The sequence below is a fragment of the Krasilnikoviella flava genome (assembly GCF_900167525.1).
Taxonomy (GTDB): Bacteria; Actinomycetota; Actinomycetes; order Actinomycetales; family Cellulomonadaceae; genus Isoptericola; species Isoptericola flavus.
On the sequence record NZ_FUZQ01000007.1, the window covers coordinates 259,365 to 284,477 of the forward strand.

General features: G+C 75.0%; 22 protein-coding genes. 13 read left to right on the forward strand and 9 right to left on the reverse strand.

The features are described 5' to 3' along the window. Positions 1 to 93 precede the first annotated feature (93 nt). From pgsA to B5Y66_RS19335, 3 genes are all read left to right on the forward strand, one after another. A complete protein-coding gene (gene pgsA / locus B5Y66_RS19325; protein WP_079576224.1) occupies positions 94 to 696 on the forward strand; it encodes a CDP-diacylglycerol--glycerol-3-phosphate 3-phosphatidyltransferase in 603 nt (200 codons plus the stop codon). Next, positions 693 to 1,223 carry a CinA family protein gene (locus tag B5Y66_RS19330; protein WP_407656411.1) on the forward strand — a complete coding sequence of 177 codons (531 nt, stop codon included), beginning with the start codon at positions 693 to 695 and terminating at the stop codon, positions 1,221 to 1,223. Before pgsA ends, B5Y66_RS19330 begins: the two co-directional genes overlap by 4 nt. Positions 1,224 to 1,458: 235 nt before the next feature. Then, positions 1,459 to 1,809, forward strand: coding sequence for a helix-turn-helix domain-containing protein (locus B5Y66_RS19335; protein WP_139820993.1), 351 nt, complete (start codon positions 1,459 to 1,461; stop codon positions 1,807 to 1,809). A gap of 67 nt (positions 1,810 to 1,876) precedes the next feature. Here the strand turns inward: B5Y66_RS19335 and B5Y66_RS19340 are convergent, their stop codons facing one another. Both B5Y66_RS19340 and B5Y66_RS19345 read right to left on the reverse strand, forming a co-directional pair. Beyond that, positions 1,877 to 2,680: a DNA-formamidopyrimidine glycosylase family protein gene (locus tag B5Y66_RS19340; RefSeq protein WP_079576226.1), complete on the reverse strand. Its 804-nt coding sequence runs from the start codon at positions 2,678 to 2,680 to the stop codon at positions 1,877 to 1,879. A 9-nt stretch (positions 2,681 to 2,689) separates the two neighbouring features. Beyond that, positions 2,690 to 7,738: an Lhr family helicase gene (locus B5Y66_RS19345; protein ID WP_217700855.1), complete on the reverse strand. Its 5,049-nt coding sequence runs from the start codon at positions 7,736 to 7,738 to the stop codon at positions 2,690 to 2,692. Between the two features lie 103 nt (positions 7,739 to 7,841). Between B5Y66_RS19345 and B5Y66_RS19350 the strand changes: the two genes are divergently transcribed. The 5 genes from B5Y66_RS19350 (at position 7,842) to B5Y66_RS19370 (ending at position 13,217) form a co-directional block, all read left to right on the forward strand. Continuing rightward, positions 7,842 to 8,075: a DUF3046 domain-containing protein gene (locus tag B5Y66_RS19350; RefSeq protein WP_079576228.1), complete on the forward strand. Its 234-nt coding sequence runs from the start codon at positions 7,842 to 7,844 to the stop codon at positions 8,073 to 8,075. A gap of 101 nt (positions 8,076 to 8,176) precedes the next feature. Next, positions 8,177 to 10,228 carry an alkaline phosphatase family protein gene (locus B5Y66_RS19355; RefSeq protein ID WP_079576229.1) on the forward strand — a complete coding sequence of 684 codons (2,052 nt, stop codon included), beginning with the start codon at positions 8,177 to 8,179 and terminating at the stop codon, positions 10,226 to 10,228. Next, positions 10,225 to 11,157 carry an MBL fold metallo-hydrolase gene (locus B5Y66_RS19360; RefSeq protein WP_245807224.1) on the forward strand — a complete coding sequence of 311 codons (933 nt, stop codon included), beginning with the start codon at positions 10,225 to 10,227 and terminating at the stop codon, positions 11,155 to 11,157. Before B5Y66_RS19355 ends, B5Y66_RS19360 begins: the two co-directional genes overlap by 4 nt. 157 nt (positions 11,158 to 11,314) lie before the next feature. Further along, entirely contained in the window at positions 11,315 to 12,433 is a 1,119-nt protein-coding gene (gene recA, locus B5Y66_RS19365; protein ID WP_079576231.1) for a recombinase RecA, read from the forward strand. Positions 12,434 to 12,545: 112 nt separating this feature from the next. Further along, positions 12,546 to 13,217 (forward strand): regulatory protein RecX, encoded by a 672-nt coding sequence (locus tag B5Y66_RS19370; RefSeq protein WP_079576232.1) that lies wholly within the window; start codon positions 12,546 to 12,548, stop codon positions 13,215 to 13,217. A 170-nt stretch (positions 13,218 to 13,387) separates the two neighbouring features. Here the strand turns inward: B5Y66_RS19370 and B5Y66_RS19375 are convergent, their stop codons facing one another. The 4 genes from B5Y66_RS19375 to B5Y66_RS19390 all read right to left on the reverse strand — a co-directional run bounded on the left by B5Y66_RS19375 (position 13,388) and on the right by B5Y66_RS19390 (position 16,799). Further along, entirely contained in the window at positions 13,388 to 14,305 is a 918-nt protein-coding gene (locus B5Y66_RS19375) for an amino acid ABC transporter permease (protein ID WP_079576233.1), read from the reverse strand. Then, positions 14,302 to 14,991 (reverse strand): amino acid ABC transporter permease, encoded by a 690-nt coding sequence (locus B5Y66_RS19380; protein ID WP_079576234.1) that lies wholly within the window; start codon positions 14,989 to 14,991, stop codon positions 14,302 to 14,304. Before B5Y66_RS19380 ends, B5Y66_RS19375 begins: the two co-directional genes overlap by 4 nt. Positions 14,992 to 15,096: 105 nt before the next feature. After that, a complete protein-coding gene (locus B5Y66_RS19385; protein ID WP_079576235.1) occupies positions 15,097 to 15,951 on the reverse strand; it encodes a glutamate ABC transporter substrate-binding protein in 855 nt (284 codons plus the stop codon). 53 nt (positions 15,952 to 16,004) lie between these two features. Continuing rightward, a complete protein-coding gene (locus B5Y66_RS19390; RefSeq protein ID WP_079576236.1) occupies positions 16,005 to 16,799 on the reverse strand; it encodes an amino acid ABC transporter ATP-binding protein in 795 nt (264 codons plus the stop codon). Positions 16,800 to 16,986: 187 nt separating this feature from the next. Between B5Y66_RS19390 and miaB the strand changes: the two genes are divergently transcribed. Next, positions 16,987 to 18,630, forward strand: a complete 1,644-nt coding sequence (gene miaB / locus B5Y66_RS19395) for a tRNA (N6-isopentenyl adenosine(37)-C2)-methylthiotransferase MiaB (RefSeq protein ID WP_079576237.1) — start codon at positions 16,987 to 16,989, stop codon at positions 18,628 to 18,630. A gap of 51 nt (positions 18,631 to 18,681) precedes the next feature. Here miaB and B5Y66_RS19400 read toward each other — a convergent pair whose 3' ends face one another. After that, entirely contained in the window at positions 18,682 to 19,275 is a 594-nt protein-coding gene (locus B5Y66_RS19400) for a type III secretion system chaperone family protein (RefSeq protein ID WP_245807225.1), read from the reverse strand. Further along, complete coding sequence (locus B5Y66_RS19405) at positions 19,272 to 19,847, reverse strand: YbjN domain-containing protein (protein ID WP_245807226.1); 576 nt, start codon at positions 19,845 to 19,847, stop codon at positions 19,272 to 19,274. Before B5Y66_RS19405 ends, B5Y66_RS19400 begins: the two co-directional genes overlap by 4 nt. Positions 19,848 to 19,965: 118 nt before the next feature. Here B5Y66_RS19405 and B5Y66_RS19410 point away from each other — a divergent pair, with 118 nt between their 5' ends. The 3 genes from B5Y66_RS19410 (at position 19,966) to dapF (ending at position 22,754) form a co-directional block, all read left to right on the forward strand. Next, positions 19,966 to 20,673, forward strand: coding sequence for a hypothetical protein (locus B5Y66_RS19410; protein ID WP_079576238.1), 708 nt, complete (start codon positions 19,966 to 19,968; stop codon positions 20,671 to 20,673). A gap of 117 nt (positions 20,674 to 20,790) precedes the next feature. After that, complete coding sequence (gene miaA / locus B5Y66_RS19415; protein ID WP_245807227.1) at positions 20,791 to 21,831, forward strand: tRNA (adenosine(37)-N6)-dimethylallyltransferase MiaA; 1,041 nt, start codon at positions 20,791 to 20,793, stop codon at positions 21,829 to 21,831. Next, positions 21,828 to 22,754 carry a diaminopimelate epimerase gene (gene dapF / locus B5Y66_RS19420; protein WP_079576239.1) on the forward strand — a complete coding sequence of 309 codons (927 nt, stop codon included), beginning with the start codon at positions 21,828 to 21,830 and terminating at the stop codon, positions 22,752 to 22,754. Before miaA ends, dapF begins: the two co-directional genes overlap by 4 nt. A gap of 34 nt (positions 22,755 to 22,788) precedes the next feature. On the opposite strand, the gene B5Y66_RS19425 is transcribed toward dapF, so the two are convergent. Further along, the gene (locus B5Y66_RS19425; RefSeq protein WP_079576240.1) at positions 22,789 to 23,391 is read right to left on the reverse strand and encodes a class I SAM-dependent methyltransferase; all 603 of its coding nucleotides are present in this window, start codon (positions 23,389 to 23,391) and stop codon (positions 22,789 to 22,791) included. Positions 23,392 to 23,515: 124 nt separating this feature from the next. Between B5Y66_RS19425 and hflX the strand changes: the two genes are divergently transcribed. Then, a complete protein-coding gene (hflX, locus tag B5Y66_RS19430) occupies positions 23,516 to 25,090 on the forward strand; it encodes a GTPase HflX (protein WP_079576241.1) in 1,575 nt (524 codons plus the stop codon). Positions 25,091 to 25,113 lie beyond the last annotated feature (23 nt).

Genomic DNA, 25,113 nt, shown 5'->3' on the forward strand with positions numbered 1-25,113 from the left:
GAGGGTACTGCTCGGGTGCCCCGCACGGCGGACGGGCGCGCGGCACGCGGGCCCACGGGCCGACGACGCCGGTCGCCCCGATAGGGTGGGTCGGTGGTCAACGAAGCGCCCTCGCCCTGGAACGTCGCCAACGCGGTGACCCTCGTGCGCATCGCGCTCGTGCCGGTGTTCGCCTGGGCCCTGCTGATGGACGGGGGCGACTCCGTCACCTGGCGCCTCGTCGCCACCGGGGTGTTCGTCGTGGCCGCGGTGAGCGACCGCGTCGACGGGTACCTCGCGCGGTCGCGCAACCTGGTCACCGACGTCGGGAAGATCCTCGACCCCATCGCGGACAAGGCGCTCATCGGCGCTGCCCTGGTCCTGCTCTGCTGGCCCCTGGGGGAGCTGCCCTGGTGGGTGCCCACGATCATCCTCGTCCGCGAGCTCGGCGTCACCGCGCTGCGGATGGTCGTGCTGCGCTACGCCGTCATGCCGGCCTCCCGCGGCGGCAAGCTCAAGACCGTGCTGCAGGCGGTCGCGATCACGCTCTTCCTCCTGCCGCTTGCGGCGCTGCCCGCCGCGGTGCACGTCGTGGCGTGGGTGGTGCTGTGGCTCGCCATCGTGGTGACGGTCGTGACGGGGGTCGACTACTTCGCCAAGGGGTGGCGCCTGCTCGCGGCGGGCCGCCACGAGGCCGGGCCCCGGCCCGCCGCGTGACCGGGGAGAGCCGGCTGACCCTGCCGTCCGAGCGGCTCGCGCGCGCCGTCCTCGAGGGTGCGCTCGCCCGTGGCTGGACCCTGGCCGTGGCGGAGTCCCTCACCGGGGGGCTGGTGGTCGCGACCCTGGTCGACGTCCCCGGCGCGTCCGCCGTGGTGCGCGGCGGCGTCGTCGCCTACGCGACCGATGTCAAGGCCGCGGTGCTGGGCGTGGACCCGGAGCTGCTGGAGCGGTACGGGCCGGTGGATCCCGAGGTAGCAGGCCAGATGGCGTCCGGCGTCCGGCGCTCGCTGACAGCCGACGTCGGCCTGGCGACGACCGGAGTCGCCGGTCCCGACCCGCAGGACGGGCATCCTCCGGGCGAGGCGTACGTCGCCGTGAGCACGCCCGCGGGGGACCGGGTGCGACGGCTCGACCTGGCGGGCGGGCGGCCCGAGGTGCGGGCCGGGGTCGTGCGCGCCGCGCTGACCCTGGTGCTCGAGGCATGGGGCGACGCAGCCCCCGACGCACCTGTGAAGGGTGCGTGACGAGGCTGTCGCGGGTCACGACCGCGGGAACAAGCCCCCGGGCACTCGCGTTGCGAAGGGTGTGATGACCGACAGGGCACGAAGCAGTCTCGATCCGCGCCACACCAGGCCGGGCGGGCCGCGCGCGCGGTACGGTAGTGCCACCCCTGGAGCCAGGGGAGCGACAGGACGGACGAGAAACCCGGTGACGGCCGGTCCGGTACCGGGACGAGCGGACACGGAGAGGGGGCGCGAGATGGTCGTACTGCGACGTGAGATCGGCGATGTGCTGCGCGACGCACGGCAGCGCCAGGGGCGCACCCTGCGTGAGGTGTCGTCCGCCGCGAGGGTCTCGCTCGGATACCTGAGCGAGGTGGAACGCGGGCAGAAGGAAGCGTCGTCGGAGCTGCTGGCGTCGATCTGCGAGGCGCTCGACGTCCCGATGTCCCTCGTGCTGCGTGAGGTCAGCGACCGGATCGCGGTGGCCGAGGGCCTGCACATCCCCGACACGATCCCGGCGGACGTCTACGCCGGACTGCTCAGCCGTGGCGGCGAGCCGCGCGACGCCGACCAGGCGATGCGCGGGGATCTCGCGCCGGTCGGCTGACCCGCATTTCCCGGATCCGGTCCCGTGGGCACGTCCCGCGGGGCCGGATCTTTGCGTGTGCCGGCCCTCAGGGCGCGGCCTGGCAGGACGGGCACCAGTAGATCGCCCGCTCGCCGCCGTCGGGACGTCGCCCGGGACCGCTGGTGCTGCCCAGCGCGACCGGGGTACGGCAGCGGCGGCAGGGCGCCCGGTGCCGCCCGTGCACGGCGAGCTCCACGGCACCGAGGCCCGCGCGGCGCCCGACCTCGACGCTGCGCGACATGAGACGTCGGCCGGTGAGCAGCAGGGCGCGCCGGTCGTCCACGTCGAGGTCGCCGGCCGGGGTCCAGGGCCACCTGCGGGTGGCGAACAGCGACTCCGCGGTCCAGATCGTGCCGAACCCCGCGACCGTGCGCTGGTCGAGCAGGGCGACGCAGAGCGGGCGCGCCGCGTCCGCGGTGAGGCGGCGCGCACCCTCCTCGACCCGATCCGGGAAGTCGTCGCCGAGCACGTCGGGGCCGAGATGTCCCAGGAGCCGCGGTTCGTCGCGGGTGCGCAGCACGTCGAGCATCCCGAGCTGCAGGCCGAGGCAGGTCCACGAGGCGGTCGCCAGGACGGCGCGGACCGCCCGGGAGCGCCCGGCGGCCTCGCGCGAGCCGGTGCGGTACACGCGCCAGGACCCGTCCATCCGCAGGTGGGTGTGCAGGGTGCGGCCGTCGTCGAGCCGGGTGAGCAGGTGCTTGCCGTACGCGACGGACTCGCGCACCGTGGCGCCCACGAGGTCCACGCCCGCCGCCGACGGCCACCGCAGTTCCGCGCGCACCAGCGGCGAGCCGCCGAGAGCAGCCCCCAGTCGCGCGGCGGTCAGTCGCAGCACGTCTCCCTCGGGCACGGACGCAGCCTAGGCCGGGCGCAGGCCGCGCGGCGTGACGCCGAAGCCGGAGTCGAGCAGTGCCGCCGCCGCCGGGATGCGGTCGCGGGCGGCGGCGAGGGCGGGCACGCCGTCCACCCGCTGCACGGTGACGCGCCCGAGCCGGTCGGCGCGGGTCTCGGCGGCGAGCAGCCGGGCAGCGGCGGCGAGCCGCGCGGCGTCACCCGCGTCCCCGCGGCCGAAGGACAGGACCGTGCGCCCGCCCCGCTCGACGAAGAGGACCAGCTCCCCGTCGACCAGCACGACGACGGCGCCCGCCTTGCGGCCCGGGCGGTGGGAACCCGCGGCGTCGTCCGTCGACGCCGCAGCGGACCCCCGCGCCCCGGACGGTGCGCCGCGCGGCCACGCGACGGCGGCGCCGTAGGGGTTCGCCGGGTCGGTGGCGGCGAGGAGCACGGCGCCCGGTGCGGCTCCGCCGCCTCCGTCACCGCGGGTGCCCTCGACGAGGGCGTCGAGCGCGCGGTCACGGTCCGCGGCATCCGTGCGCAGCTGGTCGACGGCGCCCGGCAGCGCGAACTGCGACCCCCCGAGTCCCTCGACGAAGTAGCCCCGCCGGGCGGCACCGCGTTCCTCGAGACCGCGCAGCACGCGGTACACGTCCCGGAAGCGCGACGTCACGCCCTCGGCCGGCGCGGCCGCGCGGGTCAGGACGCCGTGCCGCTCCAGCAGCACCTGCGTGAGCGCGTGGGCGCGGACGGTCGGGTCCTGCTCGACCGCAGGCAGCGCCGACCAACGCCCGCCACCCGTCCGCGGCACCGCTGCCGCCGAGGTGGGACGTGCCAGCCCGAACCGGGACGGCCGCACCGGTCGCGCTCGACCGGGGGCCGCGGGCGCCCGGTGCGCGCCCCCGCCGTGCCTGGTCGAGCGCCGAATCGACCCGCCGAGCGACTCGCGCAGCGGACCGAGACGGTCGTTCGTGACCCAGCCCGCCCAGACCAGGTCCCACAGTGCGTCGAGGGCGGCGGCCTGGCTCGCGTCCGCGAGCTCGGCCAGCCGGGGCAGGAAATAGCCGCCCGAGCCGGTGAGGAGGTCCAGCACAGCCCGGTGCAGGTCGGTGTCGAGAGGGCCGCCCTCGTCGACCGGGTCAGGGTCGCGGAGCGTGAGGGGGGCACCGTCGGCCAGGTGCAGGCTCACCATGCCGTCGCCGCCACCCGAGCCAGGGAGCCGCCCGTGCCCGCACCACAGCACCTCGCCGGCGGTGGTGAGCTCGTCGAGCACGGCGGGGGAGTAGTCGGAGACGCGGGCGGGCAGGACGAGCGTCTCGAGCGCGGACGCCGGCACCGCCGCGCCGGACAGCTGCTCCACGGCGCGCAGCACGCCGTCCGCGCCGCGCAGCGCCCCGCCGCCCGACCCCGTGCCCCCCACTCGCACCCCGATCCCGTGCCAGCGGGGCAGGAAGACGCCGAGCGACTCGGGCTCCACCGGCTCCACCTCGGCGCGCAGCGCGGCGAGCGACCGCCGGCGCAACGTGCGCAGCACCTCCGGGTCGCACCACTCGTCGCCCGTGCCGCCCAGCGACGACGGACGCAGCGCCCCGCGCGCCACGACGCCCGCCGCCTCGAGCCGCGCGAGCACCTGGGTCGCGACGGCGATCCCGAGGCCGAGCCGACGAGCGACGTCGACCGCCGGGAACGGCCCGTGCGTGCGCGCGTGCCTCCGCACGAGGTCGCCGAGCGGGTCGGTCACGGGCTCGGTGAACGTCTCCGGCACCCCCACGGGCAGTGCCACGCCGAGCGCGTCGCGCAGCCGGCCGGCGTCCTCGACCACCGCCCACTGCTCGGCGTCCTCGCCCGACCGGCCGCCGACCCGTACCTGGATCACGCGGCGGGCTCCCTCCAGGTCGGCCAGCCAGTCGGCCACCAGGTCGCGGGAGCCCTCGCGCGTGCGGGCCCGCAGGGCCTCGAGCGGGTGCGGTCCGGTGCGCCGCAGCACGTCCCACAGCGCCTCGGCGTCGCGCGCCTGCCGGTCCGGAGCCAGCGCCTGCAGCTCGGCCTCGGTCCGCTCGACCGCGTCCGGGTCGAGGAGGTCAGCGAGCGGCGTCGCGCCCTGTTCGCCGAGCAGCTCCGTCAGGAGGTCCGGGTCCAGCGACAGCGCGGCCGCGCGCCGCTCCGCGAGGGGCGCGTCGCCGTCGTAGAGGAACTGCGCGGTGTAGCCGAAGAGGAGCGCCTGCGCGAAGGGGGACGGGGTGGACGTGGTCACCTCGACCAGCCGCACCCGGCCCGCCTGCAGGTCGCGCATGAGCTCCGTGAGCGCCGCGACGTCGAAGTCGTCGCGCAGGCACTCCCGCGCGGCCTCGAGCATGATCGGGAAGTCCGGGAACTGCGACGCCACCTGCAGCAGCTGCGAGGCGCGCTGGCGCTGCTGCCACAGCGGCTGCCGCCGGTCCGGTCGGCGGCGCGGCAGGAGCAGCGCCCGCGCGGCGGCCTCGCGGAAGCGCGCCGCGAACATCACGGAGCCGCCGAGCTCGTCGCGCACCGCGTCCAGCACCTCGTCGGGGTCGACGAGCAGGTCCTCGGCCGTGACGGCCGGCGCGCTCCCGTGGTCGCCGCCGCCCGCGGCACCGTCCGCGCCCCACCCCGGGCCGCCGAGGTCCCAGCCGGAGTCGCCGGCATCGGGCAGCCGCAGCACGATCCCGTCGTCGGCGTGCATCGCGGCCACGTCCGTGCCGTACCGGGCGCGCAGCCGTGCCGCCACGACCAGCGCCCACGGCGCGTGGACGGGGGCCCCGAACGGGGAGTGGATCACGACGCGCCAGTCGCCCAGCTCGTCGCGGAACCGTTCGACCACGACCGTGCGGTCGTCGGGCAGGCGGCCTGTCGCACGTCGCTGCTCGCCGAGGTACGACGCGAGGTTGTCCGCTGCCCAGGTGTCGAGCCCGGCGTCGCGCAGCGCCTCCCGGCCGCGCGCCGTCCCGCGCGCCTCGTCGTCCGCGAGCAGCGTGTCGGTCTCACGGACGAACGCGCCTACGGCCCGGCCCAGCTCCGCCGGGCGCCCGGGGGAGTCGCCCTTCCAGAAGGGGAGGCGCCCGGGAAGCCCCGGCGCCGGGGTCACGAGCACGCGGTCGGGCGTGATCTCCTCGATGCGCCACGTGGACGAGCCGAGGGTGAACGTGTCGCCGACGCGCGACTCGTAGACCATCTCCTCGTCCAGCTCGCCCACGCGCTTGCCGCCGCGCGGCCGGTCGGCCGTGCCCCCGCCGTCCGCGGGCGACCCGCCGGTCGGCGCCGCGGTGGCGAGGTAAACGCCGTACAGCCCGCGGTCGGGGATGGTGCCGCCGCTGGTGGCCGCGAGCCGCAGCGCGCCCGGCCGCCCGGAGAGCCGGCCCGTCGCGCGGTCCCACACGATGCGGGCGCGCAGCTCCGCGAACTCCTCGCTGGGGTAGCGGCCGGCGAGCATGTCGAGGACGGCCCGCCACGTCGCGTCGCCGAGGGCGCGGAACGGGTGCGCGCGGCGGAACGTGGCCAGGAGCTCGTCGGCCTGCCAGTCGTCGGTGGCGAGCGCGGCCACCACCTGCTGCGCGAGCACGTCCAGCGGGTTCGCCGGTACGTGCAGGTGCTCGATCTCGCCCGCGCGCATCCGCTGGGCCACCACGGTGGCGGGGACGAGGTCGCCGCGGAACGTCGGGAACACGACGCCGTGCGACACCGCGCCCACCTGGTGCCCGGCCCGGCCGATGCGCTGCAGCCCGCTCGCGACGGACGGCGGCGCCCCCACCTGCACCACCAGGTCGACCGCGCCCATGTCGATGCCCAGCTCGAGCGAGGACGTGGCGACGACGGCCGGCAGCCGGCCCGCCTTGAGGTCCGACTCCGTGCGGGTGCGCTCCACGCGGCTCATGGAGCCGTGGTGAGCACGCGCGAGCACCTCCGACCCGCTGCCGTCGGGGGCGTCGGGCGTGGGCGGCAGCCCGACGGAGGCGCCGGACTGCGCCTGCGTCTGAGCCGGCCACTGCGTGCCGGGCTCCGGCAGGTCGACGCCGGAGCGCTCGGCCCAGATCTCGTTCATCCGCGCCGTGAGCCGCTCGGCGCCGCGGCGGGAGTTGGTGAAGACCAGCGTGGAGCGGTGGTCCGCGACGAGGTCCACGACCCGCTCCTCGACGTGGGGCCACACCGACGCGCGACGCAGCGGTGACGCCGCGTCCCCGGTGAGGTCCAGCTCCTCGTCGCCGAGCCCGCTGTCGGGCGCCGCGGGCTTCGGGGCGGTCGGGTCCGGCACCCCGGCGGCGTCCAGGTCCGCCAGGTCGGGCACGGGCACGACGACGTCGATCGCCCACTTCTTGGTGGACTCGGGCTGCACGACGACGACCTCGCGGCCGCCGTCGTCGGGCGTGCGGTGCCCGGCCAGGAACTCGGCCACCGTCTCCACCGGGCGCACGGTCGCCGACAGGCCGATCCGCTGCGCCGGGCGGTCGAGCAGCTCGTCGAGCCGCTCCAGGCTCAGCGCGAGGTGTGCCCCCCGCTTGGTGCCGGCGACCGCGTGGATCTCGTCGAGGACGACGGTCTCGACGCCTGCCAGGCCCGCGCGAGCCTGCGAGGTCAGCACCAGGAAGAGCGACTCGGGCGTGGTGACCAGCACGTCGGGCGGGCGGGTGGCGAACGCGCGCCGCTCGGACGCAGGGGTGTCGCCCGTGCGAGCGCCGACGGTCACGTCCTCGACGGAAAGCCCGTCGCGGGCGGCGGCCTGCCGGATGCCCGCGAGGGGCGAGCGCAGGTTGCGCTGCACGTCGGCGGCGAGCGCCTTGAGCGGGGAGACGTACAGCACCCGGCAGCGGCGTGCCCGCTCCGGCGGCGGCTCGGTCGTGAGGCGGTCGATCGCCCAGAGGAAGGCCGCGAGCGTCTTGCCGGACCCGGTCGGGGCGACGACGAGCGCGTGCCGGTCGGAGCTGATGGCGTCCCACGCCCCGGTCTGCGCCGCCGTCGGCGCCGCGAACGCGCCGGCGAACCACGCGCGCGTGGCCGGGCCGAACCGCGCGAGGACGCCCTCAGGGCCGGCGGGAGCGGGGGACGGGGGGACGACCACCACGCCATCTTGACAGGGGCCCCCGACAGCGTGCAGGGCGAGGCCGGGGGGAGCGGCAGCGCCGCCGTACCGGGAGCTCCGTGAGCCGTGCGAGGCTGGGGGCGTGCGCTATCGCGAGTTCGCAGAGCTGGTCGACGAGGTCTTCGGGCCCGCCTACGGACGCGCCCTCGTGCGTGAGCAGGTGTTGCCGCGCCTCGACGACCGCACCCCCGCCGAGGCCCTCGAGGCCGGGCTCGAGCCGCGGGACGTGTGGCACGCGCTGTGCGACGCGCTCGACGTGCCCGAGCCGCAGCGCTGGGGCCGCGACGACCGACGCCAGGCGCCACCCGCACGCTGAGCCCGCGGCGGCGGCGCCTGTGCGACCACGCACCCGGCCGGAGCGCGCGCGAGATGGCGCGTGCCCGCGCCGACGTCGGGCCGGCGCGGCATCATGGCGCCATGCGCCGCGACCGTCCCCCGCTCGTGACGGTGGCGGACGTCCGCTCCGCCGCGTGGTCGCTGGCCTCGACGGCGGCCGGGCTCGGGATCGCGATCGCCCTGGTCGACGGCGTGCGCGCCACGTCGCCCTGGAACGTGCTCCTGGCGGCGCTCGTGGTCGGGGTCGGCGACGCGCTGCTGCGGGCACCCCTACGGCGCCTCGCTCGCGCCGGGGGAGCGGTCGGGGCGCTCCTGATCGGGCTGGCGGCGCAGGTGCTCGTGGTCTGGGCCGCGCTGACGTTCCTGCCCGGTGTGACCAGCGACTCGTGGACGGACGTGCTCGCCGTCCTGCTCGTCGCGTCGGTCCTGATGGCGTGCGGGCACTGGGTGGTAGGGGCGCGCGACAACGCGTACGTCGTCGGCGACCTGCTGCGCCGTGCCCGGCGTCGCGCCGGCGTCCCCCGGCGGACGGCCGCCGAGGTGCACGACGACGGGGGAGCGGACGAGCGACCTCCCGGCGTGCTCGTCGTCATGCTCGACGGCGTGGCCCGGCCGACCCTCGACCACGCGCTGGAGGCGGGGCTCGCGCCCACCCTGGAACGATGGCTCGGGTCGGGCTCGCACCGGCTCGAGTCGTGGTGGGCGCGCGTGCCGTGCACCACCCCGGCCAGCACGCTCGGGCTGCTGCACGGCACCACCGACGCCGTGCCCGCCTTCCGCTGGTGGTCGCGACGGCTCGGCAGGCTGGTCGTGACCAACCGCCCGGCCGACGCGGCCGAGGTCGAGCGGTCCGCCTCCGACGGTCGGGGGCTGCTGGCCGACGGCGGGGTGGCGGTCTCGACGATGTTCTCGGGCGACGCCCCGACGAGCCTGCTCGTGATGAGCCGTGCGGCCGAGGGGCTGGGGCCGGGCCAGCTCTTCGTGCGCTTCTTCTCCAGCCCGTTCGTGCTGGTGCGGGCGGTGGTGGGCACCGTCGGCGAGGCGCTCAAGGAGGTGTACCAGGGCTGGCAGCAGGTCGTGCGCGGAGTCCGTCCCCGCGTACCGCGGCGCGGCTGGTACCCGGTGCTGCGGGCCGTGACCAACGTGCTGCTGCGCGACCTCAACACGTCCCTCGTGGCGGAACAGCTGGTGCGCGGCGTACCGGTGGTGTGCGTGGACCTGGTCGACTACGACGAGATCGCGCACCATGCGGGGCCGCTGCGCCCTGAGGCGCTGCGCGCGCTGGAGGGGCTCGACCGCGTCGTCGGGCTGTGGGAGGAGATCGCCCACGGGGCCCCGCGCCGCTACCGCGTGGTGGTGGTCTCCGACCACGGTCAGTCCCTGGGGGCGACGTTCGAGCAGGTGGTGGGACGGTCGTTCGCCGACGAGGTGCGCCGGCTCATGGCGCTCCCCGTGACGGCGGGCGCCGAACGGTCGGACGGCGAGGTGTGGGGTCCGGCGAACACCGCGCTCCACGCGCTGCGCAAGGACGGCGACGGGGCGGGGAGGCTCCTGGTCGGCCCGGACCGCGACGCCGGGCGCGCCGACCTTCCCGAGATCGAGGTGATCGGGTCGGGCAACCTCGGGATGGTGTGGTTCTGCCGCGAGGTGCGCCGGCTGTCGGCCGCGGAGGTGGGGGCCCGGTGGCCCGCGCTGGTGCCGGGGCTGGTGGAGTCCCCGGCCGTCGGGTTCGTCGTGGTCCACGGCGCGCAGGGGCCGGTGGCGCGCGGCCGGCTCGGGTCGCAGGACCTGGCGACCGGCCGCGTGACCGGTCGCGACCCCCTGGCCGGCTACGGTTCGCGGGCCCGGGCGGACCTGCTGCGCGTCGCTGGGCTGGAGGACGCCGGAGACCTCGTGGTCGTGTCGGCCGTGGGCCCGATGGGCCGGGTCCACGCGCTGGAGGGCCTGGTGGGCTCCCACGGCGGCCTCGGCGGTGCGCAGAGCGAGGCGTTGCTGCTGCACCCGGCCGACCTCGTGGTGCCGGACGACGAGCGCGAGGACGTGGACGGCGCCCGCATGCTGGTGGGTGCCGAGGCGGTGCACCGGCGGCTCGTCGCGTGGCTCGCCGGCCTCGGCCTCCGGGAGGGGTCGTGAGCGCGACGTCCGGACGCCGTGACCGGGGCCGCTGTGAGCCAGGGCCGCGCGTGCCGGGGCTCGGGGTGACGTGGCTCGGGCACTCGACCGTGGTCCTCGACCTGACGGGTCAGGACGGGCGCACCGCCCGGTTCGTCACCGACCCGCTGCTGCGCCGGCACGCGGGGGTCCTGCGCCGCCGCGGCGTCCGTCCCGACGCGGAGGCCTGGCGTGGCACGGACGCCGCCCTGCTGTCGCACCTGCACCACGACCACGCCGAGCTGGGCTCGCTGCGGTTGCTCGGTGACGTCCCCGTGCTGACGGCGCCCGCCAACGCCCGCTGGTTGCGCGGCAAGGGGCTGCGGGGGGTGGGTCTGGATCCGCCGACGGTGCCGGGGGACCACGAGGGCGTCGCGTCGCGCCGCCGTGCGGCGCACGACGACAAGGGCGGCGCCTGGCACGAGGTGGCGGGGGCGCAGGTGCGCCTGACCGCCGCGGTGCACGGCGACCGGCAGATGCCGCACCGGCCGAACGCAGCCAACGGGCACCTCGTGCGGGTGCCCGGCGCGACGGTGTGGGCGGTCGGCGACACCGAGCACTACGCCGGCGTGGGGCACGTGCGCGAGCTGGCCGGCGGTCACGTCGACGTGGCTCTCGTGCCGGTGTCGGGCTGGGGCCCGCGGCTCTCGGGTGGACACCTGGGCCCGCGGGGTGCTGCCGAGGTGTGCGCGGAGGTCCGCCCGCGGGTGGCGATCCCGGTGCACTGGGGCACGCTGCACGTGCCGGGCGGCCAGCACTTGCCGCGCGGGTGGATGGACCACGCCGGCGCAGCCTTCGCGGCGGCATGCCACCGGGTGGCGCCGGAGGTGCGTGCGGTGGTCCTGCGGCCCGGCGAGACGTGGCGCGACACGCCCGGGGACGACGACGGCGTCGAACACGTGTTCGGCTAGAGTCTGTCCCCAGAAGGTCCTGGAACGTCGCCGTCCACAGCCGCGACGGACCGTCCCGACCATGTCGGTGGCGGCACGTACGGTCGGCTACAACATGAGCACGCAGCCACGAACGCCGGCGCGCAGCCGCCGCGCCCAGAACGCAAAGGTGACCGACATGCCCGCAACGGCAGACCGCGAGAAGGCACTCGAGGCCGCGCTCGCCCAGATCGACCGCAGCTTCGGCAAGGGCTCGGTCATGCGCCTCGGCGACGAGGGCCGTGCGCCCGTCGAGGTCATCCCCACCGGCTCGATCGCGCTCGACATCGCGCTCGGCATCGGCGGTCTTCCGCGCGGCCGCGTCGTGGAGGTCTACGGCCCGGAGTCCTCCGGCAAGACGACCGTCGCGCTGCACGCCGTCGCCAGCGCCCAGCGGGCCGGTGGCATCGCGGCGTTCGTCGACGCCGAGCACGCGCTCGACCCGGACTACGCCAAGAAGCTCGGGGTCGACACCGACGCCCTGCTGGTCTCGCAGCCGGACACCGGCGAGCAGGCCCTGGAGATCACGGACATGCTGATCCGCTCCGGCGCGCTGGACATCATCGTCATCGACTCGGTCGCGGCGCTGGTGCCGAAGGCCGAGATCGAGGGTGAGATGGGCGACAGCCACGTGGGCCTCCAGGCCCGCCTGATGTCGCAGGCGCTGCGCAAGCTCACCGGTGCGCTGAGCGCGTCGGGCACCACCGCGATCTTCATCAACCAGCTCCGCGAGAAGATCGGCGTCTTCTTCGGCTCACCGGAGACCACCACGGGTGGCAAGGCGCTGAAGTTCTACGCCTCGGTCCGCATGGACATCCGCCGCATCGAGACCCTCAAGGACGGCACGGACGCGGTCGGTAACCGCACCCGCGTCAAGGTGGTCAAGAACAAGATGGCGCCGCCGTTCAAGCAGGCGGAGTTCGACATCCTGTACGGCGTGGGCATCTCCCGCGAGGGCGGCCTCATCGACATGGGCGTCGAGCACGGGTTCGTGCGCAAGTCCGGCTCGTGGTTCACCTACGAGGGGGACCAGCTCGGGCAGGGCAAGGAGAACGCCCGGACCTTCCTGCGGGACAACCCCGACCTGGCGAACGAGATCGAGAAGCGGATCAAGGAGAAGCTGGGGGTCGGGGCCAAGCTGGACGCTCCTGCCGAGGAGGTAGCACCGGCCGCGGGCGTCTCGGGCTCCGCGACCGGCCTGACGGTCGACCCGGTTCCGGCCAAGGCCGCCGCCAAGGGCAAGAAGGCGCCGTTCTGATCGGCACGGCTCCGATCGACACCCGCACCGGCGCCTGCACCGTTCCGTCCGGCGCCGTCCCGACCCGGGAGGCTCTGGGTGTTCCGGGTGGCAGAGGTCCGGGAGGTGTCGCGTGACGACGACGGACACCGGCTCGGGCGGTCGCGGCGCGGGGAAGCGTCGCGGCCGCCGGCAGGGCCCGCCGGTGCCGACCGGTTCCGAGAACGAGGACGCACCGCGGACGCGGCAGCCGCGGCGCACCGTGGCCGAGCGACTCGACGCCGGCGAGCTGAGCGTCGAGGACGCGACGGAGAAGGCGCGCGAGACGCTGCTGCGCATCCTCACGGCCGCGCCGAAGAGTCGCGCGGAGCTGGAGCAGTCGCTGGCGCGCAAGGGCTACCCCGAGGCGGTCGTAGGTCCGGTGCTCGACCGCTTCGGCGAGGTGGGCCTGGTCGACGACGTCGCGTACGCCGACATGCTCGTGCGCACGCGGCACGCCGAGCGCGGTCTGTCCCGCCGTGCCCTCGCGATGGAGCTGCGACGTCGCGGGATCGACGAGGAGACCGCGTCTGACGCCCTGGAGCAGGTGGACTCTGAGGACGAGCGCGAGGCGGCCCTGTCGCTGGCGCGCAAGCATGTGGCGCGCACGCGCGGGCTGGAGCGCGACGTGCGCGTGCGTCGGGCCGTCGGGGCGCTCGGCCGTAAGGGGTACGCGCCGGGGGTCGCCTTCGGCGCCGTGCGCGACGCCCTGACCGAGGAGGGCGAGGACGCCCTCGACGAGGACCACCCCGGCGCGGACGACTGACCGGCCAGTCCCACGCAGGCACGCCGAGCGGACGGGCGAAACCCCGCGTGGCCCCGCCAGGTCCGTCTGCCCCGCGACACGACGGGACGTGCGAGGCCCCCGGACGCGGCAGCGTCCGGGGGCATCGGTGTGCAGGGCTCGGGCGGCGGATGTCGCGCCCTCGCGGAGGGTCAGGTCGCGCTGGGGTCCCCGGTCGCGGCGATGGCGTTGCCCGGTCCACCCGGCTTGCCGGCGACGGCGGTCGGGTTGCCGATCCCGGGACCGGTCGCCGTGGCGCCGGACGTCCGTCCGCTGAGGTAGCGCGAGAGCCACCGCGCGACGGCCGTCAGGGCCCAGTTGATGATGATGAAGATCAGCGCCGCGATCGTCAGCGTCTGCAGGTTGTTGCTGTTGCCGTTGCCGAAGATCTGCGCGGCACGCAGCAGCTCGTTGTACGTGATGATCTGGCCGAGCGCGGTGTCCTTCAGCACGACGACCAGCTGCGACACCAGCGCCGGGAGCATCGCGATGAGCGCCTGCGGGAGCTGGATCGACCGCAGTACCTGCCCGCCCGTCAGTCCGACCGCGAGGCCGGCCTCGGACTGGCCCTTCGGCAGGTTGCCGACGCCTGCCCGCACGAGTTCCGCGATGACGGAGCCGTTGTACAGGATGAGTGCGATGACGACAGCGAGGAAGGCGGGGTCGTCGCTGATCCGGTTGTAGCCGAACAGCAGCCAGAAGAAGACCATCATGAGCAGCACGGGCACGGCGCGGAAGAACTCCACCACCACGCCGCTGAGCCAGCGGACGGCCCCCACGCGCGCGAGGCGTCCCGAGCCGAAGATGAGCCCGAAGACCACGGCGCCGACGACGGCGTACCCGGCGGCGCGCAGCGTGTTCTGCAGGCCCGGGATGAAATAGTCCTGCCAGGCGCTCGTGGTGAAGATCGGGCTCCACAGATCGGCGGCGAACTGTCCCCGGTTGGCGAGCGCGACCGCGACCAGGGCCGCGATCCCGAGCACGACGAGCGTGCCCACGACGTTGCCGACGGCGATGCGCCGTCGTGCCCGGGGCCCCGGGGCGTCGAAGAGGACGGACTTCTGGCTCATCGGCGCACCGCCAGACGGTTGGAGAGGAACGTGGTGAGCAGGCCGATGGGGATCACGAGGACCGCGAAGCCGATCGCGAAGATCATGAAGATCGCGTAGATGAAGTTCGCGTTGCTCTCGATCATCTCGCGCATCAGGGTCGAGGTCTCCGTCGAGACGCTCACCGCCACGACGACCGTCGAGTTCTTCAGCAGCGCGATGAGGGTGTTGCCCAGAGGCGCGATCGCACCACGGAACGCCTGGGGGAGGATGATCAGGCGCGCGGCGGGCAGGAAGGACAGGCCGATCGCCCGCGCGGCCTCCGCCTGGCCCAGCGGCACCGTGTTGACGCCCGAGCGGATCGACTCGCAGACGAACGCCGCGTGGTAGACGGTCAGCCCGATCACGCCGAAGCGGAAGAAGTTCTGTGCGAAGTCGTCGGACAGGCTGATCTGCAGCTGCGTCCAGACCGCCAGGAACAGGAACGTCATGATGACGGTCAGCGGCGTGTTCCGCAGGATGTTCACATATGTCGCGCCGGCCCACTGCAGGCTCGCGATGGGCGAGATCCGCATGAGCGCGAGCACGGTGCCGAGGATCAGCGAGAAGATCGCGGCCCAGAACGTCAGCTGGATGTTGACCCAGAACGCGCCCGGGACGTCGTACGCGGCGAAGAGCTCACCGAACTGGGACAGGAAGTCACCCACGGTGTGTCAGCCTCCCGGAGGGTGGTGCGGCGGAGGGCCGCGGTGGACGGACGAGGGGAGCGGCGCGGTCGCACCGCTCCCCTCGTGCCGATCGGTCGGTCGTCGTCAGGCGCAGGCGTCCGGCGTCGGCGGGTTGAGGTCCGCGTTGGGCGTGTAGCCGGTGCCCTCGGTGTTCGCCGTGACGGCCTCCTCCCACGAGCCGTCCTCGATCATCTCGGTGATCGCTGCGTTGACGTCCTCGCAGGTGTCGTTGTCCTGGGGCAGGCCCACGCCGTAGTTCTCCTCGGAGAACGGGTTGCCCACGACCTTGACCTTGCCCTTGTTGGCGTCCTGCGCGGCGAGGCCGGCGAGGATGATGTCGTCGGTCGTGACCGCGTCCACCTGGCCCGCGGTGAGCGCGGTGACGCACTCGACGTAGCTGGGGCGCTCCACGAGCTGCACGCCCGTGGCGTACTCGTCCTTGATGCGCTGCGCCGAGGTCGAGCCCGTCACCGAGCACAGGTTCTTGCCCTCGAGGTCGTTGGGGCCGGTGATGTCCGTGTTGTCCTCGGCGACCAGCAGGTCCTGGCCGGCGATGAAGTACGGGCCCGCGAAAGCGACCTGCTCCTTGCGCTCGTCGGTGATGGAGTAGGTCGCGAAGATCATGTCGACCTGGCCGGTCTGCAGCATGGTCTCGCGGTTGGCCGACGGTGCCTCGACCCACTCGATCTGGTCCTCGGAGTAGCCGAGCTTCTCCGCGACGTAGCGGGCGACGTCGGTGTCGAAGCCCGTGTACTCGCTGCCGTCCTGGTAGCCCAGGCCCGGCTGGTCGTACTTGATGCCGATCTTGATGGTCTCGTCGCCCCCGGAGCCGCCGGTCTCCTCATCGCCGCCACCACCGACCTCGCCGCCTCCGCAGGCGGCGAGCGTGAGCGCGGTCAGTGCGGCGAGCGTGGCGGCACCTGCGTGTCGTGTGCGCATCGTTCTTACCCTTCGTCAGTACGAGGCCGGTCCCGTTCGGGTGCCCTGCCAGGTCAGTGGGAGAGGATCTTGGACAGGAAGTCCTTCGCCCGGTCGCTCTTGGGCGCGGTGAAGAACTCCTCGGGGGTGGCCTCCTCGACGATCTGGCCGTCGGCCATGAAGACGACGCGGTTCGCGGCCTTGCGGGCGAAGCCCATCTCGTGGGTCACGACGATCATGGTCATGCCCTCCTTCGCGAGGGCGACCATGACGTCCAGGACCTCGTTGATCATCTCCGGGTCGAGCGCCGAGGTGGGCTCGTCGAAGAGCATCACCTTGGGCTTCATCGCCAGCGCCCGGGCGATCGCGACGCGCTGCTGCTGCCCGCCGGAGAGCTGGGCGGGCATCTTCTGCGCCTGGTTCTTCACCCCGACCCGGTCGAGCAGCTCGAGCGCGCGCTCCTTCGCGGCGGACGAGCGCTGCCGGCGGACCTTCACGGGCCCGAGCGTGACGTTCTCGAGGATCGTCTTGTGGGCGAAGAGGTTGAACGCCTGGAACACCATGCCGACGTCGGCCCGCAGCTTCGCGAGGGCCTTGCCCTCCTCAGGCAGCGGCACGCCGTCGATGCGGATCTCGCCCGAGTCGATCGTCTCGAGCCGGTTGATCGCGCGGCACAGGGTCGACTTGCCGGAGCCGGACGGGCCGATGACGACGAGCACCTCGCCACGGCGCACCGTGAGGTCGATGTCCTGCAGCACGTGGAGCTCGCCGAAGTGCTTGTTGACGTTCTTCAGCTCGACGAGCGGGGCCCCGAGGGAGGACGACGCCTCGGCAGGGTCGGTCGTCGTGGTCGCATCGCCGTGATCCATCTCTCGAACCTATCCACTCGGTGTTTCCGCGACCAGCACCGGGTTGTCCGGTTCCGCAACGGTTCAGTAACAGTGCTCGCGTCTTGCGTGCGGGCCCGGGTCGTCGGCGGCGGCGACCAGCGGTCGTCGAGCGATGGGTGGGTCGCCTCGTCGGGGCCCGGCCGTCGGGCACCGTACCCTAGATGCGATGTCCAGTACCACGCAGAGCCCCGCCGCGACGGTCCGTCCCACGGATCCCTCGCCCGGCCCGCGCACCTACCTGGTGCGCACCCTGGGCTGCCAGATGAACGTGCACGACTCCGAGCACATGGCCGGCATGCTCGAGCAGGCCGGCTACCTGCGTGCCACCGCCGCGGACGAGGCGGCGAGCCGCGCCGACGTCGTCGTGATCAACACCTGCGCCGTGCGGGAGAACGCCGCCACGCGCCTGTACGGCAACCTCGGGCAGCTCGCGGGTCTCAAGTCCGAGCGGCCCGGCATGCAGATCGCCGTGGGCGGCTGCCTCGCGCAGAAGGACCGCGGCGAGATCGTGTCCAAGGCCCCGTGGGTGGACGTCGTCTTCGGCACGCACAACCTCGACGCGCTGCCTGTCCTCCTCGAGCGGGCCCGGCACAACGCCGAGGCCCAGGTCGAGATCGCCGAGTCGTTGCAGGTCTTCCCCTCGACGCTGCCCACGCGGCGCGAGTCCGTCTACGCGGGCTGGGTGTCGATCTCCGTCGGCTGCAACAACACGTGCACGTTCTGCATCGTGCCGCACCTGCGCGGCAAGGAGCGCGACCGCCGGCCGGGGGAGGTCCTGGCGGAGGTCGAGGCGCTCGTGGCGGCCGGCGCGGTCGAGGTCACGCTGCTGGGCCAGAACGTCAACAGCTACGGCGTGGAGTTCGGCGACCGCGGCGCGTTCGCCAAGTTGCTGCGCGCGTGCGGCACGATCGAAGGGCTGGAGCGCGTCCGTTTCACGTCCCCGCACCCGGCGGCGTTCACGGACGACGTCATCGAGGCCATGGCCGAGACGCCGAACGTCATGCCGAGCCTGCACATGCCGCTGCAGTCCGGCTCCGACCGTGTGCTGCGGGCGATGCGCCGCTCCTACCGTTCGGCCAAGTTCCTCGGGATCCTGGACCGGGTCCGCGCCGCGATGCCGGACGCCGCCATCACCACCGACATCATCGTCGGCTTCCCGGGGGAGACCGAGGAGGACTTCCGCGAGACGCTGCGCGTCGTGGAGGCCTCGCGGTTCAGCTCGGCGTTCATGTTCCAGTACTCGCCGCGCCCCGGCACGCCGGCCGCGACCATGGAGGGGCAGCTGCCCAAGGAGGTCGTGCAGGAGCGGTTCGAGCGTCTGCTGGCCCTGCAGGAGCGCATCGCCGGCGAGGAGGCGGCCCGCCAGGTCGGCCGCACCGTCGACGTCCTCGTCTCCGAGGGGGCGGGCAAGAAGGACGGCGCCACGCACCGGCTCTCCGGACGTGCCCCCGACAACCGGCTCGTGCACCTCGCCCTGCCCGCCGACGTCGCGGCCGGTGCCGCGCACGTCGCCGGCGCTCCCGTGTCGCTCGACGACCCCCGGCTCGTCGAGGCCCGGACGCTCGACCCCCGGCTCCCGCGTCCGGGTGACGTCGTGACCGTGGGTGTCACGCGCTCGGCCCCGCACTTCCTCGTCGCGGACGCGGTGCTCGACGGCGGCGCCTACGCCGTGCGGCGCACGCGCTCGGGAGACGCGTGGGCGCAGCGGGAGACGGCGCGCCTCGGCGGGGGCGAGGACCAGCACGCGCACGGCAGCGCGTCGCCGTCGTCCGGCCCGGTCGTGCTCGGGATGCCCTCGCTGCGCGGATGACCGCCGCGGCGGACGACCGCGCAGCGCCGGCAGGGGCCGGTGGGATCGGCGTCAGGAGAGGTCGTCGTGCTCCGGGCCGCCCGGCGTCATCGCGCCGACGGTGCTGAAGAACTGCGACGACGTGACGAGCCCGCACGACACCGTGGCGGCCAGCTGCTCGTCCGTGGCCCCGTGCTCGAAGTCCACCGACACCTCGGCGTAGAGCGCCAGGTTGTCGCCCTCCGGCCGGACGTACACCTTGGGCCACACCCGCTCGCGGTTCCAGTCGTTGACCGCCTGCAGCACCGCGAGGCGGGCCCCCGCGGGCACCGTGCCGGCCCAACGGCCGCGCACCTGCAGGATCTCGTCGTGGTCGCCGAGCAGGAGGAACCAGAACCGGTTGCCGTCCCAGGTGCCCGTCACGTCGCCGTCGTCGTCGGTGCGGAACCGGTAGCCGCGACGGGAGAGGTCGTCCGCGACGCGGGCGTTCGACAGCGGGCGCGGGGTCGTCGCGGCCCCGCGCCCCGGACGGCCCGGCGCGCGCTGCCCGCGGGCCGTCGCCCGCGCGCCGGCGTCCTGCACGGCGCGCCCGACGGCGTCGGCGGCACGACGGACGCCACCGAGCACCCGGCGCGCGGCGCCGCCCGCCCGGTCCGCGGCCGTCACGACGCGTCCCGCAGCGGGTCGCGGAACGTGGTGTCGAGGTGCTCGAAGAACATGGACCCCGTGCTGAGGCCGCACTGCAGGAGCTGATCGAGCTGCGCCTCGCCGACCGCGCTGCCGGCGTCCACCGTGACCTCGGCGCAGACGACGACGGAGCCGTCGTCCCGCACGCGCACGTACGTCTTGGGCCAGATCCGCTCGGCGTTCCACTCGTTGCAGATCTCGAGGATCTCGCCGAGCCGGTCGATGCTGAGATCGCGGTGCCACTGGCCGCGGACCTGGAGCACCTCCGAGCGCTCGCCGAGCACGAGGAAGTAGAACAGCCAGCCGTGCCAGAGACCGCCGACGTCGCCGTCGGAGTCGACGAAGTAGGAGAAACCGGACCGCTCCAGCCAGTCCGTCACACGCTCGCGCGACAGCGGGGCCAGCGCGTCGTCCGAAGCGACCTCGTCGGCGAGCAGCCCCTCGATCCGGTCGTGGAGCTCGTCGTCGTGCAGATCGCCGGCGAGCTCGTCGTCCCGGCCGACGGAGGTCGGCCGGATCTTGCTTGCCCGGCGTGAACCGAAGAACCTCACCCGACCACGCTACACGTCGGCGCCCACGGCGGGCCCCAGGTGCACTGCTGGTGGACGGCGGGTCCTGGGCAGGCGCCCGCGCCGGGAGCGGCACCCGGGGCGGGGGTAGGTTGGCCGGGTGCCAGCCCGCGCCGTCGTCCTGCCAGGAACGTCCCTGCTCGTCCCCGGTGCCGGTGGCGGCGCCGACCGCGTCGGCGAGGTCCGCCGCGCGGTGGACGCGGCCCTCGACCGACTGGTGGCCGACGTCGTGGCGCCGACCGTGCCGGGCGGGGACGGTGACGTACCTCTCGTCGTGCTGGCTCCCGTCCCGCGCGGCGCGGCCGGCGGTTACGGGCGACGCCGCCCCTCCCTCGCCGGGGCGGGCGTCGCCGACCGGTGGGTGCCGGAGATCGCCGGCTGGCCCGACGACGATCACGGTGGCCACGGCGAGCACGGCCTCCGCACCCCGGCCGCGCACGTCCCCGCCTCGGTGGGGCTCGTCGCGCTGCGCGCCGCGCTGGTGCGGGCCGGACGTCCCGGGCGCCCGGACGCCGTCGTGCTCGAGCTGTCGGGAGCCGCCCCGGCGGAGGGCGTCGCCGCGCTCCGCCGGGCGCGGGCGGTCGTCGTCGCAGGCGGCGCCGCCCCCGGGACGCCGGGCGCGGCGGCCGGGGACGACGCGGTCCGCGACCCGGGTCCGCTCCACCCGGTCCGGCTCGACCCGGCGGTCGCGGCCGCGCTGCAGGTGGCGGTCGCGCCGGGCAGCTGGGCCTGGCGGGTCACGAGCATCCCCGGGGGGCACGAGCACCTGCCCGCGACCTACCGGGTCGCCGAGGGCACCGCCGGCTGACCGGCGGGTGCGGGCCACGGGGTCGGACACACGGGCCTGGGCACGCCCCGGGCGCCAGGTCGGTGCACGGAGGTGGGCGCCGCGGGCGCGTCGACGACGGCGGGCTAGGGTCGTCGCGTGAGCGCACCGTCCCCCGACTCGAGCCTCCCCGGCGGCGCCGTGGTCGTCGCCGTCGTCGGCCCGACCGCGACCGGCAAGTCGGACCTGGCGCTCGACCTGGCGCAGGCGATGTCGCGGGGCGGGACGGGGCGCGGCCGGGCCGCCGCCGAGATCGTCAACGCCGACGCGTTCCAGCTCTACCGGGGCATGGACGTCGGGACGGCGAAGGTGCCCGTTGCCGAGCGGCGCGGGATCGTGCACCACCAGGTCGACGTGCTCGACCCGCTCGAGGACGCGTCCGTGGCGCGCTACCAGGCCGCGGCGCGCGCGGACCTGGACGCGGCCGCGGGGCGCGGGGCGCGGGGCGTCGTCGTGGGCGGCTCCGGGCTCTACGTGCGCGCGCTGCTGGACCACATGGACTTCCCGGGTACCGACCCCGCCGCGCGGGCGGGCCTGGAGGAGCGTGCCGAGCGCGAAGGGCGGCGGGCCCTGCACGACGAGCTCGCCCGTCTCGACCCCGAGGCCGCGGCGTCGATCGGCCCGCACAACACCCGCCGGATCGTGCGCGCGCTCGAGGTCATCCAGCTCACCGGCCGCCCGTACACCGCCAACCTGCCCCGCCAGGAGTACGTCCGGCCGGCCGTGCAGATCGGGCTCGACTGCGATCGCGAGGTGCTCGACGCCCGGGTGGCCGGCCGGGTCGAGCGGATGTGGGACGAGGGCCTGGTCGAGGAGGTCCGCGCGCTCGCGTCGCCGGCGCAGGGCGGGACGGGCGCCGGGCTCGGCGGCACCGCGGCCCGCGCCGTCGGGTACGCCGAGCTGCTCGCGTGCTGGCGGGGCGAGCTCACGCTCGAGGCGGCCCGCGACGCGATCGTCGCGAACACCCGCCGGCTCGCGCGCAAGCAGATGGGCTGGTTCGGCCGGGACCCTCGCGTCCGCTGGCTCGACGCCGGCTCTCCCCACCTGCTCGACGAGGCGCTCGCGGTGGTCGGCGCCGCCGACGCCGGGAGCCTCCCCGAGCCCGGGGCGGGGCTCGTGCGCCGTAGTCTGGGCTCATGACGCTGCGCTTCACCAAGGGTCACGGCACCCAGAACGACTTCGTGCTGGTGGCCGACACCCGGGGGGACCTCGAGCTGACCGCGGACCACGTGCGACGCCTGGCCGACCGCCGTGGCGGCATCGGTGGCGACGGTGTCATCCGGCTCACGCCCACCGCGGCCGTCGCCCGCGCCGGCGAAGAGGTCGCCGACCGGGTGCTCGCCGAGGAGCCGGCGGCCATCTGGTTCATGGACTACCGCAACGCCGACGGCTCCGTCGCGCAGATGTGCGGCAACGGCGTCCGCGTCTTCACGGCCTTCGCCGAGCACCTCGGCCTCGCGGACCTCGACGACGGGCAGGAGCTCGCGCTCGGCACCCGCGCGGGGGTGCGCCGGGTCCGCAAGGAGCCGGGCGGGTGGTACGCCGTCGACATGGGGCCGTGGGCCCTGCCCGGCGGCGCGGAGGCGGCCTCGCGCGGCGCGGACTCCGCCGTCCTGGTGCGCGGGTGGGACGCGCCCCGCCCGGCGCTGAGCGTCGACCTGGGCAACCCGCACACGGTGGTCGCCCTCGCACGGCCGTCCGAGCTCGCGGATGCCGACCTGACGCAGACCCCCGAGGTCGACCCTCTGCCGCCCGAGGGCACCAACGTCGAGCTGGTCGTGCCGCTCGCCGAGACCGTCGACCCCGAGGGGAGGGCGGTCGGGCACGTGCGGATGCGGGTGCACGAGCGCGGCGTGGGGGAGACGCAGTCCTGCGGCACCGGCGCCTGCGCCGCTGCGCTCGCGGTGCGCACGTGGGCGGCGGCCGGCGCGACGGGCGCGGTCCCGGACGTGTGGGAGGTCGAGGTGCCGGGCGGGCTGGTGCGCGTCCGGCTGCTCGACGGCGGCCACGTCGAGCTCGCCGGCCCGGCGGAGCTGGTGTTCAGCGGCGAGACGGAGCTCTGAGCGGTCCGACGGCGCCCCCGGGGGGCCGTGCGCGTCAGTCGACGCGCAGCACGCGGAAGCCCTTGGACGACGCCGCGCGTTCGACGTCGCGACCCAGCTCGGCCTCGATCCAGCGCGCGAGCGAGTCCGAACCGAGGTTCTTCTGCACGACGAGCCATGCCCGGGCCTCGGGGGCCAGGCGCGGGAGCCAGATGCGCAGGAGGTCGTGCAGCACCCCCTTGCCGACGCGGATCGGCGGGTTCGACCAGATCGCGGCGAACCGCACGTCGTGGGGCACGTCCTCGGCGCGCACGGCGCGGACGTTCTCGAGACCGAGGCGGGCCGCCGTCGTGCGGAGCAGGTCGAGCGCCCGCTCGTTGACGTCCACCGCCCACACGGTCGCGTCGGGCGACGCGAGCGCCATCGTCAGCGCGATCGGGCCCCAGCCGCAGCCGAGGTCGAGCAGGTCACCGGTGGCGGGCGGCGCGGGCACCTCACGCAGCAGCACCTGCGTGCCCTTGTCCACGCCACCGGGGGAGAACACCCCGCCCGCGACGTCCACCTCCACGTCTTGGCCGGCGAGCCGGACGACGGCGCGGCGCCGCTCGCCGGCCGAGGCCGGCTGGGCGGTGAAGTAGTGGTCGGGCTGCTCGCTCACCCGGCGATCCTAGGTCGCCGTCGTCAGCCGAGGGGAAAAACTCTCCGCCGGGACGATCTCGCGTGGGACCCTTGTTGTACCCGTACGGCGGCCCGACCGCCGGTCCCGACCCGAGAGGCACACCTTGACCCACACCCCGACCAACCCCGACACCCCGCGCCCTGACGAGTCCGCCGGGGCCCCCGGCGCCGAGACCTCGGCGGGCGAGCGCCGCGAGGCGGAGCGCGACGCCCAGGCGATCGCGCAGGACGTCGTGGCCCGGGTGCTCGCGCGGGCCGGGACGGCGCGGTCCGAGGGCGCCACGGTGCACACCGTCCACGACGGCGACCAGCTCGACCTCGAGGAGCGCATCTCGCTGCGCCGCGTGGGCGGGCTCTCGACGGAGCTCGAGGACGTCACCGAGGTCGAGTACCGCCAGCTGCGTCTGGAGCGCGTGGTGCTCGTCGGCCTGTACTCCGGCGGCGAGTCCGCGGCCCGCGACGCCGAGGTGTCGCTGCGTGAGCTCGCCGCTCTCGCCGAGACCGCGGGCTCGCAGGTCCTCGACGGTCTGCTGCAGCGCCGCCAGAAGCCTGACCCGGGCACCTATCTCGGGTCCGGCAAGGCGGCCGAACTGGCGGACGTCGTCGCCTCCGTGGGCGCCGACACCGTCGTCGCCGACACCGAGCTGGCCCCCTCCCAGCGCCGTGCGCTGGAGGACATCGTCAAGGTGAAGGTCGTCGACCGGACCGCGCTGATCCTCGACATCTTCGCCCAGCACGCCAAGTCCCGGGAGGGCAAGGCGCAGGTCGAGCTCGCCCAGCTCGAGTACCTGCTGCCACGCCTGCGCGGCTGGGGCGACTCGATGTCCCGCCAGGCCGGTGGCCAGGTGGGCGGCCAGGGCGCGGGCATGGGCTCCCGCGGCCCCGGCGAGACCAAGATCGAGCTGGACCGGCGCAGGATCCGCAACCGGATGGCCAAGCTGCGGCGCGAGATCGCGGCCATGGCTCCCGGGCGCGAGACCAAGCGACTCGACCGCAAGCGCCACGGGGTTCCCAACGTGGCGATCGCCGGCTACACCAACGCCGGTAAGTCGTCGCTCCTCAACGCGCTGACCGATGCCGGCGTGCTCGTGGAGAACGCGCTCTTCGCGACGCTGGACCCGACCGTGCGCCGGGCCCGCACCGAGGACGGCCGGCCCTACACCCTCACGGACACCGTCGGGTTCGTGCGGCACCTGCCGCACCAGCTCGTCGAGGCGTTCCGGTCCACGCTGGAGGAGGTGGGCGACGCCGCGCTGCTGCTGCACGTGGTGGACGCCTCGCACCCCGATCCCGAGGGCCAGATCGCCGCCGTGCGCGAGGTGCTCGCCGAGATCCCCGGGATCGCCGACGTGCCCGAGGTGATCGTGCTCAACAAGGCCGACGTCGCCGACCCGGCCGTGGTCGGCCGGGTGCAGCGCCGGGAGCGGCGCAGCGTGGTCGTGTCGGCGCACTCCGGCGAGGGCATGGCCGAGCTGCGCGAGCTGGTCGCCGCCGAGCTGCCGCAGCCGCAGGTCGAGATCGACCTCGTGGTCCCGTACTCGCGGGGCGACCTGGTGCACCGGGCGCACGAGACCGGCGGCTCCGTGGTCGAGGAGCACCTCGCCGAGGGCACGCGGCTGCGCGGCCGGGTGGACGAGGCCCTTGCGGTCGAGCTCGAGCGCGTCGCCGTCGCGGGCTGACCTCACGCAGCGGCCCGGACGGC

Coding starts and splice junctions, on each gene's coding strand:
- B5Y66_RS19335 (WP_139820993.1), top strand. CDS start 1,459: ATGGTCGTACTGCGACGTGAGATCGGCGATGTGCTGCGCGACGCACGG.
- B5Y66_RS19355 (WP_079576229.1), top strand. CDS start 8,177: ATGCGCCGCGACCGTCCCCCGCTCGTGACGGTGGCGGACGTCCGCTCC.
- recA (WP_079576231.1), top strand. CDS start 11,315: ATGCCCGCAACGGCAGACCGCGAGAAGGCACTCGAGGCCGCGCTCGCC.
- B5Y66_RS19375 (WP_079576233.1), bottom strand. CDS start 14,305: ATGAGCCAGAAGTCCGTCCTCTTCGACGCCCCGGGGCCCCGGGCACGA.
- B5Y66_RS19385 (WP_079576235.1), bottom strand. CDS start 15,951: ATGCGCACACGACACGCAGGTGCCGCCACGCTCGCCGCACTGACCGCG.
- B5Y66_RS19390 (WP_079576236.1), bottom strand. CDS start 16,799: ATGGATCACGGCGATGCGACCACGACGACCGACCCTGCCGAGGCGTCG.
- miaB (WP_079576237.1), top strand. CDS start 16,987: ATGTCCAGTACCACGCAGAGCCCCGCCGCGACGGTCCGTCCCACGGAT.
- dapF (WP_079576239.1), top strand. CDS start 21,828: ATGACGCTGCGCTTCACCAAGGGTCACGGCACCCAGAACGACTTCGTG.